The organism is Streptomyces sp. SAJ15, assembly GCF_007595705.1.
Classification (GTDB): Bacteria; Actinomycetota; Actinomycetes; order Streptomycetales; family Streptomycetaceae; genus Streptomyces.
Genome location: NZ_NISY01000002.1, coordinates 817,012 through 831,991, shown reverse-complemented (window position 1 = coordinate 831,991; position 14,980 = coordinate 817,012). Strand labels below are relative to the sequence as shown.

At 73.6% G+C, this 14,980-nt stretch carries 10 protein-coding genes; 5 read left to right on the top strand and 5 right to left on the bottom strand.

Annotation, left to right across the window (positions count from 1 at the left end):
- Positions 1–20: 20 nt before the first annotated feature.
- Positions 21–713 (bottom strand): hypothetical protein, encoded by a 693-nt coding sequence (locus tag CD790_RS09035; protein WP_144382508.1) that lies wholly within the window; start codon positions 711–713, stop codon positions 21–23.
- A 398-nt stretch (positions 714–1,111) separates the two neighbouring features.
- Here CD790_RS09035 and CD790_RS09030 point away from each other — a divergent pair, with 398 nt between their 5' ends.
- The 3 genes from CD790_RS09030 to CD790_RS09020 all read left to right on the top strand — a co-directional run bounded on the left by CD790_RS09030 (position 1,112) and on the right by CD790_RS09020 (position 4,460).
- Entirely contained in the window at positions 1,112–2,425 is a 1,314-nt protein-coding gene (locus CD790_RS09030; RefSeq protein WP_144382507.1) for a GAF domain-containing protein, read from the top strand.
- 65 nt (positions 2,426–2,490) lie between these two features.
- Entirely contained in the window at positions 2,491–4,014 is a 1,524-nt protein-coding gene (gene adh, locus CD790_RS09025; RefSeq protein WP_144382506.1) for an aldehyde dehydrogenase, read from the top strand.
- Positions 4,014–4,460, top strand: a complete 447-nt coding sequence (locus tag CD790_RS09020) for a DUF779 domain-containing protein (protein WP_144382505.1) — start codon at positions 4,014–4,016, stop codon at positions 4,458–4,460. Before adh ends, CD790_RS09020 begins: the two co-directional genes overlap by 1 nt.
- Here the strand turns inward: CD790_RS09020 and CD790_RS09015 are convergent.
- Both CD790_RS09015 and CD790_RS09010 read right to left on the bottom strand, forming a co-directional pair.
- Positions 4,457–6,682 (bottom strand): bifunctional diguanylate cyclase/phosphodiesterase, encoded by a 2,226-nt coding sequence (locus tag CD790_RS09015; protein WP_144382504.1) that lies wholly within the window; start codon positions 6,680–6,682, stop codon positions 4,457–4,459. The genes CD790_RS09020 and CD790_RS09015 overlap by 4 nt on opposite strands.
- A gap of 367 nt (positions 6,683–7,049) precedes the next feature.
- Positions 7,050–8,489: a peptidase C39 family protein gene (locus tag CD790_RS09010; RefSeq protein ID WP_260867435.1), complete on the bottom strand. Its 1,440-nt coding sequence runs from the start codon at positions 8,487–8,489 to the stop codon at positions 7,050–7,052.
- Positions 8,490–8,744: 255 nt separating this feature from the next.
- Here CD790_RS09010 and CD790_RS09005 point away from each other — a divergent pair, with 255 nt between their 5' ends.
- Positions 8,745–9,437, top strand: a complete 693-nt coding sequence (locus CD790_RS09005; protein WP_144382502.1) for a uridine kinase — start codon at positions 8,745–8,747, stop codon at positions 9,435–9,437.
- Positions 9,438–10,009: 572 nt separating this feature from the next.
- The gene (locus CD790_RS09000) at positions 10,010–12,007 is read left to right on the top strand and encodes an AAA family ATPase (RefSeq protein WP_186318933.1); all 1,998 of its coding nucleotides are present in this window, start codon (positions 10,010–10,012) and stop codon (positions 12,005–12,007) included.
- A 186-nt stretch (positions 12,008–12,193) separates the two neighbouring features.
- Here the strand turns inward: CD790_RS09000 and CD790_RS08995 are convergent, their stop codons facing one another.
- Together CD790_RS08995 and CD790_RS08990 are read right to left on the bottom strand one after the other, a co-directional pair.
- On the bottom strand, positions 12,194–13,306 hold the full coding sequence (locus CD790_RS08995; RefSeq protein ID WP_144382500.1) for a hemolysin family protein: 1,113 nt from the start codon (positions 13,304–13,306) through the stop codon (positions 12,194–12,196).
- On the bottom strand, positions 13,303–14,781 hold the full coding sequence (locus tag CD790_RS08990) for a hemolysin family protein (protein WP_399217161.1): 1,479 nt from the start codon (positions 14,779–14,781) through the stop codon (positions 13,303–13,305). Before CD790_RS08990 ends, CD790_RS08995 begins: the two co-directional genes overlap by 4 nt.
- Between the last annotated feature and the right edge of the window lie 199 nt (positions 14,782–14,980).

The window sequence follows — 14,980 nt, the reverse complement described above, 5'->3', positions numbered from 1 at the left end:
ATCGGTGACTTGTGGCGCCGTCAGCAGACGGCGGCCACCGCCGGTGGACCACGGGTGGCGATGACATGGACGAGCAGCAACCGGCGCAGGCGCTCCGGGGCCGCGTGACGCGCCGCCCGGACCCGGTGCGGCACGACCACCCGGCGGACGCCCGGGAGGAAGCGGCGCAGCAGCGGGTCGACGATGCGCACGGCCAGCGTGCGGCCGAGCCGGAAGGCGGCCTGCTCGCCGCCGGACAGCCAGGCCCCGCAGACCAGGGCGACCAGGACGTGCGCCGACCACATGCCCACGGCGTTGTACCCGCCGTGGGACATCGAGTGGCCGGCCATGGCCATGTGGCCCGCCTGCTGGCCGGCGGTGGCGACCAGGTCGCCGCAGACCAGGTCCGAGGGGGACAACCCGACCTCCGACAGCGGGGTGTGACGTGCCGTCGGATCCGGCCGCGGAGCGGTGTTCTGGGCGTAGGTGAAGAGGTTGTGCAGCGCCAACTGCGCGCCGACGGTCGCGGCCGTGATCACCAGCGGCCCGCGTTCACGGCCCGCGATGCCCCAGGCCGCGACCCCGGTGGCCAGCAGCGAACCGGCCACCGCCCACAGCGGGATGTCGGATCCCGACATGACCGCGTGCCCCAGGGCAGCGAGCAGCACACAGACCGCTGCGAACACCGCGGCTCGCAGCGCCCGCAGTACATGCCCGACATGCCGCGCTTCCATGACGCCCTCATCGTTGCACCCGCGTCCGGCGGCGTGACGCCGGGGGCCTGATGACACGCCATTGCGGACAAGGCGCCGCCCCGTACCTCGGCCCTGTGGTACGGGGCGGTGAGGGGCCGCCGGCTCGGGGGGACGTTCCGGCGGTCCGCTCCGCTCACGGTCTGACTGGCGCCATGGCTGGCGTATGGCGCCAGTGAAGCGCGATACGCCGCCGAGCGGAAGGGTGCGCGCGGCACCGCGTCGGACGTTCCGCGCGCGCCCGGGACGAAACCGCCGCCGACGGGACGCGTTCGCACCGTTGCGGGCGGTCCGCCCGGCGAGGGAGGGTGGACCGCACGGACCGGACGGCGGAAGAGCGGACGATGAACGCGGAGTCATGCCCGAGGTCGCAAGTCCCCGTGGCCAACCCCTGGCTGGCGATGGCGCCGGACACGGACCCGGCGGAGCGTTCCCGCGCGGTGCGCCGCGCCCATGAGACGTTCCTGACCGAGGGCGCCGTCGACCCCGCCGTACGGCAGGTGGTGGCGGCCTCCTGGCGGCGCTCCGCGGCGGCGCTGGTGGTCCCCGAGTCGATGGCCCCGGTCGAGCTGAGCGACGCGGAGCTGGAGGCGTACCGCGCCGAGCATCCGCTGGCCCGGGTGATGCCCCTGTTCCGGGAGTTGTTGGGGACCATCGCCCATGACGGCGCCCATCTGCTGGCGGTCTCCGACGAACGCGGCCGTCTGCTGTGGGTGGAGGGGCACCGGGGCGTCCGGGACCGCGCGGAGGGCATGAACTTCGTGGCCGGCGCCCGGTGGGACGAGCGGCACGCGGGCACCAACGCGCCGGGCACCTCGCTGGCGCTGGACCACGCGGTGCAGATCTTCGCCACCGAGCACTACAACCGCCGGGTGCAGCACTGGAGCTGCGCCGCGGCCCCGGTGCACGACCCGCACACCGGCCGGCTGTTGGGCGCGGTCGACCTCACCGGGGGTGACCACCTGGCGTCCCCGCACAGCCTGGCCCTGGTGCGCGCCACCGCCCGCGCGGCGGAGGCGCAGCTGATGGACCTGACGCCGCGGGCCAGAGGGCCGCGGACCACGCTGACCGCCCTGGGGCGGGACGAGGCGCTGCTGACCGGCGACGGCTTACGGCTGCGGCTCGGCCGCCGGCACAGCGAGATCATGGTGCTGCTGGCCGGCCATCCCGAGGGGCTCACCGGCGACCGGCTGACGGTCGAGCTGTACGGCGAGCGGGCGGACCGGCGCTCCCCCGTCACCCTCCGCGCGGAGCTGTCGCGGCTGCGTCGCCTGGTGGGGCCGCTGCTCGCCTCGCGCCCGTACCGGCTGTGCGCGCCCGTGGCGGCCGATATGACGGTCGCCGCGGAGCAGTTGGCGGCGGGCGACGTCTACGGCGCGCTGCGCACCTATCGGGGCCCGCTGCTGCCCCTGTCGGAGGCGCCGGGCGTGCGCCGCATGCGGCGGCTGCTGGAGGACCGGCTGCGCCGCGCGGTGCTCGCCGGCGGCGACGCCGAGTCGCTCTGTCGCTGGGCGGAGTCGCCGTGGGGGGAGCACGACCTGGAGGTCCACGAGGTGCTGCTGACGGCCCTCCCGGCGGGCGCCCCGGCCCGCGCCGCCCTCCTCCCCCACACCGAGCGGCTGCGGGCCGCCTACGGCCTGAGCGCGACACCGCGCGGGGGCGACGCAACGTCCGCGCAACGTCGTCGCGGCTAGCCTCCCGCGCACCGCCCGCCCGCGCGTGCGCGCGAGGGCGGGGACACCCGATGGAGGAGGCTCCCGTGACGCGTTACGCAAACCCGGGTTCGGAAGGTTCGCCCGTCCGCTTCAAGCCCCGCTACGACCACTGGATCGGCGGCGAGTACGTGCCGCCCAAGCAGGGCCGGTACTTCGAGAACACCACGCCGGTCACCGGGCAGCCCTTCACGGAGATCGCGCGAGGCACCGCGGAGGACGTGGAGCGGGCGCTGGACGCGGCCCACGCGGCCGCGCCCGCCTGGGGACGCACCTCGCCGGCCGAGCGCGCCAACATCCTGAACAGGATCGCCGACCGGATGGAGGCGAACCTCGAAGCGCTGGCGGTCGCCGAGACCTGGGAGAACGGCAAGCCGGTGCGTGAGTGCCTGGCGGCCGACCTGCCGCTGGCCATCGACCACTACCGCTACTTCGCGGGGGCGATCCGCGCCCAGGAGGGCGGCCTGTCACAGCTCGACGACGACACCGTGGCGTACCACTTCCACGAGCCGCTGGGGGTCGTCGCCCAGATCATCCCGTGGAACTTCCCGCTGCTGATGGCCGCCTGGAAGCTGGCGCCGGCGCTGGCCGCGGGCAACGCCGTGGTGATCAAGCCCGCCGAGCAGACCCCGGCCTCGATCCACGTGTGGATGGAGCTGATCGCCGACCTGCTGCCGCCGGGCGTGGTCAACATCGTCAACGGCTTCGGTGTGGAGGCCGGCAAGCCGCTGGCGTCCAGCCCGCGCGTGGCGAAGATCGCCTTCACCGGGGAGACCACCACCGGCCGGCTGATCATGCAGTACGCGAGCGAGAACCTGAAGCCGGTGACGCTGGAGCTCGGCGGCAAGAGCCCCAACATCTTCTTCGACGACGTCTCGGCCGCCGACGACGACTTCCTGGACAAGGCGCTGGAGGGCTTCGCCATGTTCGCCCTCAACCAGGGCGAGGTGTGCACCTGTCCGTCCCGCGCGCTGGTGCAGGCCGGACACTACCGCGACTTCATGGACGCGGCGGTGGCCCGCACCGAGCGGATCGTCCAGGGGCACCCGCTGGACACCGCGACCATGCTCGGCGCGCAGGCGTCCAACGACCAGCTGGAGAAGATCCTCTCCTATCTGGACATCGGCCGTCAGGAGGGCGCCCGGGTCCTCACCGGCGGCGCCCGCGCGGAGCTGGACGGCGAGCTGGCGGGCGGCTACTACGTCCAGCCCACGGTCTTCGAGGGCGACAACGGCATGCGGGTGTTCCAGGAGGAGATCTTCGGTCCGGTGGTGGCGGTGGCCTCCTTCGCCGACTTCGACGAGGCCGTCACGATCGCCAACGACACGCTGTACGGGCTGGGCGCGGGCGTGTGGACCCGCGACGGCAACACCGCGTACCGCGCGGGCCGCGCCATCCAGGCGGGCCGGGTGTGGACCAACTGCTACCACGACTACGCCGCGCACGCCGCCTTCGGCGGCTACAAGCAGTCCGGGATCGGCCGCGAGACCCACAAGATGATGCTGGACCACTACCAGCAGACCAAGAACCTGCTGGTCAGCTACTCCGCCAAGAAGCTCGGCCTGTTCTGATGGGTGCGCTGGGGCGGCCGTCCGCCGACGACGGGGTGGAGCGGGTCGCGCTCACCGACGCCGCCGCGCGGCTGCTGCGACGACTGAGCGCCGCGCACGGCCCGCTGATGTTCCACCAGTCGGGCGGCTGCTGCGACGGCTCCTCGCCCATGTGCTACCCGCGCGGCGAGTTCCGCACCGGCGGCTCCGACGTGCTGCTGGGGACGCTGACGGTGCGGGGCGTGGCGGAGCCGATCGACTTCTGGATGGCCGCCGACCAGTTCGCGCGGTGGCGGCACACCCATCTGACGGTCGACGTGGTGCCGGGCCGGGGCAGCGGGTTCTCACTGGAGGCGCCGGAAGGGGTGCGCTTCCTGATCCGCTCGCGGCTGCTGGCGGACGCCGCCCCGGGCGCGGGCGGCGCCGGCCCCGCGGGCCGGGCTCCCCGGCCCGGTCCGGCGGGCTAGCTCGCGTCCGCCAGCACCAGGGTGTGCAGCCGCTCGGGCGGCCCGGGGCGGGCGTAGTACCAGCCCTGGGCCGTGTCGCAGCCCAGCAGCCGCAGATGCTCGGCCTGCACCCCGGTCTCCACACCCTCGACCGTGACGGCGAGGTCGAGGGTGTGGGCCAGGGAGACGATGCCCTCGACGATCTTCACATCGACCGGGTCGGCGGGCGCGTGCTGCATGCCGCGCGTGAAGGAACGATCCAGCTTGAGGGTGCTGACGGGCAGCCGGCGCAGGTAGGACAGGTTGGAGTAGCCGGTGCCGAAGTCGTCCAAGGCGATGTCCACGCCCAGGTCGGCGAGCTCGCGCAGCGGCCGCAGCGCGTCCTCGTCCGCTCCTATCAGGTCGTTCTCGGTGACCTCCAGGCACAGCGCCGCGGGGCAGAGCCCGGCGTCCTCCAGCACGGCCACCGTGTCGGCCACCAGGGTGGGATGGCGCAGCTGGCACGGCGACAGGTTGACGTTGACCCGCAGTTGCCCGCCGTCCGCGCCACAGCCGGCGTCGCTCCACGCACGGGCCTGCCGGGCGGCCTCCTCCAGCACCCAGTGGCCGAGCGGGACGATCAGGCCGGTGGACTCGGCGAGCGGGATGAACTGGTCGGGCCCGAGCACCCCGTGCACCGGGTGCAGCCAGCGCACCAGCGCCTCCGCGCCGCGCACGGTGCCGTCGGAGAGCCGGACCAGCGGCTGGTACTCGATGAAGAACTCGTGGTTCTCCAGGGCGGAGGGCAGCCGGTTGGTGAGGCTGTGCCGGGCGATGACGCGCGCGTTGGAGTCCGGGTCGGCGAGTTCGAAGCGGTTGCCGCCGGCGGCCTTGGCCCGGTACATCGTGATGTCCGCGCTGCGCATCACCTCAGCCCGGCCGATCTCCCCCGCACGGCCGTCGACCACGCCGATGCTGGCCCGTACCAGCAGTTCACGCTCGTCGAGGGTGAACGGCTCGGCGAGCGTGGCCAGCATCCGGCGGGCCAGCGCGATGGCGTCGGCCTGCGCGGTGGGGCCGGCGGCGAGCGCCACGAACTCGTCGCCGCCCGCGCGGGCGATCAGTTCGCTGGGCGAGGTCACACACGCCTGGAGGCGCTCGGCGACGGCCTGCAGCAGCCGGTCGCCCACCGCGTGGCCGAGGCTGTCGTTGACCGCCTTGAAGCCGTCCATGTCCAGGTAGCAGACGCCGAAGCGCTCGGACTCGGCGTCGGCCGCCAGCGCCCGGTCGAGGTGCTCGAAGAACAGGGTGCGGTTGGGCAGCCCGGTGAGCGCGTCATGGGTGGCCTCGTAGTGCAGTCGCTGCTCCAGCAGCCGCTGCTCGGTGATGTCCTCCATGATGGCGAGCTGGTACTGCGGCTTGCCGCTGGAGTCGCGCAGCAGCGAGACGGACAGGTTGGTCCAGATCACGCTGCCGTCGGGGTGCGGGTGCGGCTTGACGATGCGGAAGTGGTCGCGCTCGCCGCTGACGAGCTCCCAGTACAGGTCCATGACGCCGGGCGCGTCCTCGGGGTGCACCCAGTCCAGCACGTTGCGGCTGTGCTGGAAGTACTCCCGGCCGCCGAACATCCGGGCCACGGCGTCGTTGACCACCAGCACCCGGCCGTCGAGGTCGGCGATGCCCACGCCGATGGCGGCGCCCTCGAAGACCGCCTGGAACTTGGCCTCGCTGGCATGCAGCGCCTGCTCCGCCTCGGTCCGCGCGGCCCGCGCCAGCTCCTCCTGCTCGTGCCGGGTCCGGTCGCGCAGCTCACGCACGAAGCCAGCGGCCAGCGCGTGCTGCAGCCGGGTGCACCGGGCCCGGCTCTCCTCCGGGCCCTGGGGCCGGTCCGGCGGGCAGTACAGCACCAGATACGCGTCGACGACGCCCAGGATCAGCGGCAGCGCGTCCGGCTCGGTGCAGTGCGCCTGCACCAGCGCCGCGCCCACCTCGTGGGCCGGCCGCGGGTCGAACGGCTGCGAGCGCAGGGCCTCGCTCATCCTGCGGGCCAGCGGCTCCAGGATGCGCTCGAACTCGTGGAGCGACAACGAGGTGGCGGTGGCGGGGTAGATGGCGCGGCTCCAGATCGCCGCGAACCGTTGGAGTCGTCCGTCGTCCGGATCGTCTCTGTCGTCCACCTCAATCGCCCCCACGCGTCTCGTAGTTCCCTCGCTTCTCGTAGTCGTGCCCCTGACGCCCCTAGTTCCCGAATGTGCCGACGTCATATCCCACGCCCCGCGATCAGCCGGGGCGAAGCCGCCCGCCGGTACACGTCCCGCACTTCGTCGCTCACTTCCGCCGGCCGCGGACCGTCCGCGCCATCGAGGAAGTGGAGCACGACCACGACCGGCGGGGCAACCGGACGATCCCGATCCAGAGGTTCCATCAGTTCAGTGTCTCCAGCTCATCGGGGCGTTCTCGGGTCGGCGGCGGTACGCCGGTGATGAGGTGAGATTACTGATCGTCCGTTGGAATGGAAGAAGCAAACGGAAATCAACGGCCCGCATTCGGCCAGGGGTTACGAACAGACAACCGGCGATGACGCGTCGTATCCCTTATCGCGGACCGGGGCGGCACGGCCCGTCGGTCGGGTCAGCGGATCCCGACCGAGGCCAGCGCCCGCTTCTGCGCCGCGGACGGCCGCGCCGGGAAATACAGATAACACACTCCGCCGGTCCCGGAGACGACCTTCCCCGAGGCGTTATAGCGCTTGGTGCGCAGCCAGATGTTCTCGAACTGACGGCGCTTGTAGACCCTCCGCACCGTGTCATTGCCGGCGCTCGCCGGATCATTGGCGATCACGTCACCGTCAGCTGTGAAACCGATTACGGTCAGCAAATGCCCGGCTGTGCCGTAACCCGCTCCGTCCAGTTCGGTCTTGAGGAAGGACTGGGACGTGATGAGCGGAATACCGACACCGATGAGTCGCTCCGCGTCATTGAGCGAGCCGAGTCGGGTGACCACGCCCTGCAGATCGCGGTAGGTCGACGCGTAGGCGGCGTTGAACGGCCAGTTGCCGCATCCCTCGTACTGATAGTCATAGGTGTATCGGGCGGCGTGGCACACCTGGGGATCGTCGTACGCGGGGTCGACCCAGGCCAGCTCCCGGGGGGTGGGCTTGCGCCCCCAGTACTCCACGATCATCTGCGAGGAGGCGGGGCTGCACCAGGCCTCGCCGCCGTTGTCGTACTCGGGGTACCGACCGATGTGGATGTTCTGCGAGTAGCGCGGCACCACCAGCTCGCGCGCCGCGCCCTGGCCCGGCGTGGAGGCGGGCACCTCGAAGCGGTCCGGCACGCCCGAGGCCATCGCCCCGAGCCGCCACACGATCGGGGAGCGGTCGGTGCCCGGCGCCCGGTAGAGCGTGAGCCGCAGCTGGTACGAGACGAGCCGGAGTCCGCTCCCGGGCTCGTCGATCGCGAGCGTGTCGGTCGAGACGCCGCTGCGGCCGTCGCCCTGCCCGTCGACGGAGGTGCGCCGGATGGAGTCGGGGCCGTCGTGCGAGGCCCAGCGACCCATCACGTACCAGGGGGTGACCTCGCCGTCCTGGTAGGCCGCCCGCATCTCGACCGCGAGCCAGGTGCCTGCGGGGGTGCGCGCGTTCCAGGACACGACGGCCTCGGTCGCGGGCGTGCCCAGGGAGTGCACCGGGGAGGTCCAGGTGGCGTACTCCCAGCGGGCCGTGGTGCCGGTGTGCGGATCGGTGTGGTCGATGCCGCCGACCGGACGGGCGATGGCCACGCCGGCGCGCGGGCCGGCCGAGACGCGGACGCCCTCGCAGGCGCCGCGGTGCCAGTCGGGCAGGCTGGTCCAGCCGTGGTACTCCACCTGGGGGACGACCTCCGGGTGGCCGGGGCGACCCGGCCGGTCGCCCGGCGCGCCGAGGGTGCCGGCGGCGGGCCGGGACACGGATGGGGGGACCGCCGCGGCGGTGGAGGCCGAGCCCGCGGCCAACCCCGCCGCCGTCCCGAGCGCGGCGGCCAGCACGACGCGCCGCGGGGCATCGGCTTCACCGCTCGCCGGGCCCGGCACGGTTGCGCGTCCGGGCGACGCCTCGGGCCTCGTGCCCGGTGCCGTCCCGGGCCCGTTCCCCGGTCCGGTCTCTGCTCCGGTACCGCATCCGGTCATGGAGGTCCCCCAGTCGTCGTCCAGTGGGGCAGGGTGCGCGACAGTCGCACAACTATGGCCGCTGCGAGCGCCCTCCGGCCAGTGATTCCCCCGGCGCACCCTTATCAATATTGGATTAGACCATTGGCGTTTCCGCGGTACTCCCCTAGGGTGGGCCCGATGGACACGCTCAACGCACTGGCGCGCCGGATCCGGGCCCTGCCACCCTCGTGCGGGCCGGTCCGACTGGTGGCCGTCGACGGACACGCCGGCTCCGGCAAGACCACCTTCGCCAACCGACTGGCCGCCGCGCTCGGCGGCGCGCCGGTGTTGCACACGGATGACTTCGCCACCCACGAGGAGCTCTTCGCGTGGGCCGGGCGACTGCGCGGGCAGGTACTGGAGCCGCTCGCGCGGGGCGGCACCGCGCGGTACGCCGCGTACGACTGGGTGGCACGGCGCTTCGCGGACGAGGTCCGCGAGCTGCGGCCGGCCCCGGTGATCCTGATCGAGGGCGTGGGCAGCGGCCGCCGGGCGCTGCGCCCGTACCTCGCCCTCCTGCTCTGGATGGAGCTGCCCGCCGACGCCGCCTGGGCGCGCGGCGAACGGCGCGACGGCCCCGATCTGTCCGACTTCTGGGAGGGCTGGCGGCGCGCCGAGTGGGCGCACTTCGCGGACGACCCCTCGCTCCCCTACGCCGACGCACGAGTGCGGCAGGTGCGACGCACACCGGAGCCGTCGAAGGCGCCGAAGCCACCCGAGGAACCCGCGGGCTCGGAGGGAACCGAGGGACCCGAGAGCCCTGAGGGCCGAATGGTGCCGGCGCGCCAGGAGGCGTATGAGGTGCTGGAGGGGCGCGTGGTCGACCGCTGAGCGCCCCGGGACCACCCCAGCCGCCGCCCGGGGGCGGGCCTCACTGAGCGTGACGACCTGGACGGCGTGGCGTCGACTCCCCGCGCGACGCGCGGCGTGTGCCCCAACTCGGCTTGACCTGGGGGCCATACAGGTCTTACGTTCTCAATGTGCGACTCGTACGGGTCGCCCGACAACGCGAAGCCCCCGGTTGTTCCCCCGTGACCGGGGGCTTCGTTCTGCCCACGATGAGCGATTCGAGCGCTTTGCGCCGCTCATTCCTCACCCTCGGTCACCATCCCCTCGTGCCCCCGCCTCCCGTCGACCCCCTGCCTTCCCCAGAGGGAGCGCACCCCGGCGGCTCACACCCCGCCCGCACACCCCTCAACTCCCCTACGAACAGCAGTACGCCACCCTCGGCCCATGCCGCCTGCGCAGGTACGATGCGAATCGGTGCGGTCCGCCACGGGAAGCGGCGAACGGCACCGGCACACTGGCCAATCCCCGGCCACGGCACAGCGATTGGACGGGAAGGCGGCTGCCAGGCATCCGCCCGGCGGCACACCACGGGGGCACGGTTTGTGGGGGACGTGATGGACTTCGGCGCGCAGGGCTCACCGGCCCCGGCAGACCTCGCCTGGCTGCGCGGCGTCGACGCCTACACGGTGGGCGCCTACGCACAGGCCGAGGACGAGTTCCGGACCGCGGTGCGGCAGGACCCCGGCATGGCCGACGCCTGGCTCGGACTGCACGCGCTGCGCGCCGACACCGCGACCGCGCTGCTGCGCATGTACCGCCACCGCGACCGGTTCGGACAGCAGCGCAGCCGCCATGGCCGCACCCTCAACTCCTGGTACTGGCTGGGCTGGTGGGTACAGCCGGTGCTGGAGAGCGGCCGCGACCTGCTGCTCGCCCACGCCTCGCACTGGCTCGACGGGCGGCACGTCCCGGAGCTGGACCGGGCGCTGGCCGGCTGCCCACCGGTGGAGGCCGACCCGCAGGCGCGCTTCCTGCACGCCTGTCGGGCGTACCTGGTCAAGGACTGGGAGCAGCTGGTGCGGCACACCGAGCCGCTGATCGACGACCCGCTGCTGGGCATCGAGGCGGGGCTGTTCGGCGGCATGGCCCGGGTGCGGCTGGAGATGTACAGCCAGGCCGAGCCGCTGCTGTCCGCGGCGCTGATGCGGTGCCGCAGCGAGCAGCCGCAGCGCAAGGAGCTGCGCTACTGGCTGGCGCGCGCCCACGAGGGCACCGGACGCACCGCCGCGGCGCTGCCGCTGTACCGCGCGGTGCACCGTATCGACGCGAGCTTCATGGACACCGCCGCCCGGCTGGCCGCGATCGCGGAGGGGGACGGCCTGGACGAGCCCGCCGACCTCGCCGCGGTGTCCTCCTTCGCCGGGGACGGCGCGAGCGCGCCCCCGGAGCCGGAGGCCGCCCCCGGTGCCGCGGATCCGGGCGACGGCCGCGACCAGCGGGCCGGTGCCGGCGCGGCCGGACTCAACGGCGCCGGCGGCGGGGGCGGTGTCGGTGGCGGGGGCGGTACCGGCGGTGTCGGCGCCGTGAACGGTGCCGGCCTGGCCGGCGGCCCGGCCGGCGGCGTCGGCGGCACCGGCGCGGCGCCCGAGGGGCCGCCCCGCCTCGGAGCCGGCGCCATGGACGCCGACGGCCCCCGGGAGAGGTCCCGCACCCCCGCGGAGCCACGGCCGCCCGACCCGGAGCTGCTGGACAGCGCGCTGGCCGAGTTGGAGCGGATGGTGGGCCTGGAACCGGTCAAGCGGCAGGTACGGGCGCTCTCCGCGCAGCTGCGCATGGCCCGGCTGCGGGCCGGGCAGGGCCTCCCGGTCCAGCCGCCCAAGCGGCACTTCGTCTTCTCCGGTCCCTCCGGCACCGGCAAGACCACGGTCGCCCGCATCCTGGGCCGGGTCTTCTACGCGCTCGGGCTGCTCGGCGGCGACCACCTGGTGGAGGCCGGCCGCGCCGACCTGGTGGGCGAGTACCTCGGCCAGACCGCGGTCAAGGCCAACGAGCTGATCGACTCCGCCCTGGGCGGGGTGCTCTTCGTCGACGAGGCGTACAGCCTCTCCAACACCGGCTACAGCAAGGGCGACGCCTACGGCGACGAGGCGCTCCAGGTCCTCCTCAAGCGCGCCGAGGACAGCCGCGACCGCCTGGTCGTCATCCTGGCCGGCTACCCCGAGGGCATGGACCGGCTGCTCGCCGCCAACCCCGGGCTCGGCTCCCGCTTCACCACCCGCGTCGACTTCCCCAGCTACCGCCCGCTCGAACTCACCCGGATAGGAGAGGTCCTCGCCGCCGAGAACGGCGACCGCTGGGACGAGGAGGCGGTCGAGGAGCTGCGCAGCGTCAACGGGCACGTCGTCGCCCAGGGCTGGATCGACGAGCTCGGCAACGGTCGGTTCCTCCGCACCCTCTACGAGAAGAGCTGCGCCTACCGCGATCTGCGCCTGGCCGGTTGGAGCGGCGTCCCCACCCGCGACGACCTCGCGACCCTCCGCCTCCCCGACCTCATGCAGGCCTACGGCGAGGTCCTCTCCGGCCGCGGCCCCCTGGACCCGCCCCTCGCCTAGGGCCCGCGGCAGGACTCCGGCGGGCGCGTCGGGCGTCGCCGGCGCCGGGCCCCGTTGGGACGCCGCGCCCCGCGTGGGCGTGGAGACCCGCGTGGGGCACCACGCGGTCCGGCGGCCCGCCCGGCCGGGAGGCGACCGGGCGGGGGCCGGCTGAGGACCGACACATCGGGCGGGCCGGGCCGTCGACTATCCGCCGACGACCACGCGCTCCTCCATCGGCTCGCCGCGCGGCTCGGAGACGCGGCCCGCCCCGTCCGCTCCCCGGTGGGAGGGGACGTGCGCCGGGTCGCGCACCTCGCCGACCAGCATCTCCAGGACGTCCTCCAGGGCGACGAGTCCCAGCACGCGGCCCGAGGAGTCCGCGACGGCGGCCAGGTGACAGGCGGCGTGCCGCATCACGGTGAGGGCGTCGTCCAGGGGCAGCTCCGCGCGGAGCGTCTCGATGGGACGCCATACGTGCTGCGGCACCGCACGCTCCGGGTCCTCCAGGTCGAGGACGTCCTTCACATGCAGATAGCCCATGAAGGCGCCGCGGGGCCCGCGGACCGGGAAGCGGGAGTAGCCGGTCCGTACCGTCAACTCCTCGATCTGCCTCGGGGTGACGGCGCGGTCCACGGTGACCAGGCCGGCCGGGTCCAGGAGCACCTCCGTGATGGGCCTGCTGCCCAGCTCCAGCGCGTCGGCGAGCCGCTCGTGCTCGCCTGGTTCGAGCAGCCCGGCCTGGCGCGAGTCGGCGACGAGGTGGGTGAGCTGCTCACTGGTGAAGACGGCCTCGATCTCGTCCTTGGGTTCGACCCGGAAGAGCCGCAGTACCAGCCGCGCCGCGGCCCCCAGCCCGGCCGTCACCGGGCGGCACAGCCGAGCGAATCCGACCAGCCCCGGCGCCAGCCACAGCGCGGTCTTCTCGGGCGCGGCCATGGCCAGGTTCTTCGGCAGCATCTCGCCGATGACCAGGTGCAGACAGACCACGACCGCGAGGGCCAGCGCATAGCCCAGCGGGTGGATGAGCTGCTCCGGCAGGTGTACGGCGTGGAAGACGGGTTCCAGCAGCCGCGCCACGGTCGGCTCGGCGACCGCGCCGAGGGTCAACGAGCAGACGGTGATGCCGAACTGCGCCGCGGCCATCATCTGCGGCAGGTTCTCCAACCCGGACAGCACCGTACGGGCGCGGGCCGAGCCCCCGGCGGCGTGCGGCTCGATCTGGCTGCGGCGCACCGACACCAGGGCGAACTCGGCGCCCACGAAGAAGCCGTTGGCCAGGACCAACAGCACGGCGAAGAGGAGTTGCAGGGCGCTCATCGGGCGGCCCCCGCGGAGGCCGGGGCGGAGGCGGAGTCCGGTGCCGCGTCGGCCGCGGAGGCCGGACCGGAGAGCGGCCCGGAGGCCGGACCGGAGACCCGTGCCGCGAACCGGGCGGATTCCGTACCGTCGCCCGAGAGCGGTGCCGGCACCGGGGCGGCCGTCGTACGGACGATGCGCACCCGCTCGGCGCGGTGGTGCCCGACCTGTCGCACGGACAGCTTCCAACCGGGCAGCTCGGCGGTGTCGCCGGGGACGGGGATGCGCGCCAGGAGGTCCGCGACGAGTCCGGCGACGGTCTCGTACGGCCCGTCGGGCGCCGCCAGGCCGATGGTGCGCAGCGCGTCGACGCGGCAGCCGCCGTCGGCCTCCCAGACCGGCCGGCCGTCCTCGCCGGCCAGCTGGGTCAGATCGGGGTTGTCGGCGGCCTCGTCGTCGTGCTCGTCGCGCACCTCGCCGACGAGTTCCTCGACGATGTCCTCCAGGGTGACGACGCCCGCCGTGCCGCCGTACTCGTCGACGACGACGGCTATCGGCTGTTCGCTGCGCAGCCGCTCCAGCAGCGGCTGCACCGGCAGCGTCTCGGGGACCAGCAGCGGGGGGCGGGCGATACGACCGGCGGGGGTGCGCAGCCGCTCGTGGGCGGGCACGGCCAGGGCGTCCTTGAGGTGCACCATGCCGATCACCTCGTCCAGCCGCTCGCGATAGACGGGAAACCGGGACAGACCGGTCGCACGGGTGAGGTTGAGGACGTCCTGCGCGGTCGCCGTGGACTGGAGGGCGCTGACCCGCACTCGGGGGGTCATCACATGCTGGGCGGTCAGCTCGCCCAGCGACAGCGTCCGCACGAACAGGTCCGCGGTGTCCTGCTCGATGGCGCCGGCGCGCGCGGAGTGGCGGGCGAGCGAGACGAGTTCGCCGGGGGTGCGGGCCGAGGCGAGCTCCTCGGTGGGCTCCACGCCCAGGGCGCGCACCAGGCGGTTGGCGAAGGCGTTGAGGGCCGCGATCAGCGGCCGGAAGAAGCGGGCGAAGGCGTACTGGGGGCCGGCGACGAACCGCGCGACCTGCATCGGTCGGGAGACCGCCCAGTTCTTGGGCACGAGCTCGCCGATGACCATCTGGACGGCGGACGCCACCAGCATGCCTATGACGACGGCGACGCCGGGCACCGCTCCGCCGGGCACCCCGGCGCCGGTGAGCGGGCCGGTCAGCAGATGGCCCAGGGCGGGCTCGGCGAGCATGCCGACGACCAGCGAGGTGATGGTGATGCCGAGCTGGGTCCCGGAGAGCTGGAAGGAGAGCTCGCCCAGCGAGCGGGTGACCGCGCGGGCCCGGCGGTCGCCCTCGGCGGCGGCCCGCTCGGCCTCCGGCCGTTCGACCGTGACCAGGCCGAACTCGGCGGCGACGAAGAAGCCGTTGGCGAGGATGAGGACGAGTGCCGCGGCGAGCAGCAGAAGGGAGAGGGTGATGCTCATGCCGCCGCCTTCGGGCGAGGGGCGGCGCAGGTACTACAGGACGAACCGTCCATCGTTGGAGGAAGTCACTCCTCTTGTCGCAGGAGCCCGGTGGTCGGGCGGGGCGCACGGTGCGCCTTGCGCAACAGAGTAATCAAGGAAACCCGAGGTACGGCAGAGTCATCGCTCCGGTTGCCCGGCCTCCGTCGAGGTCGTCCCC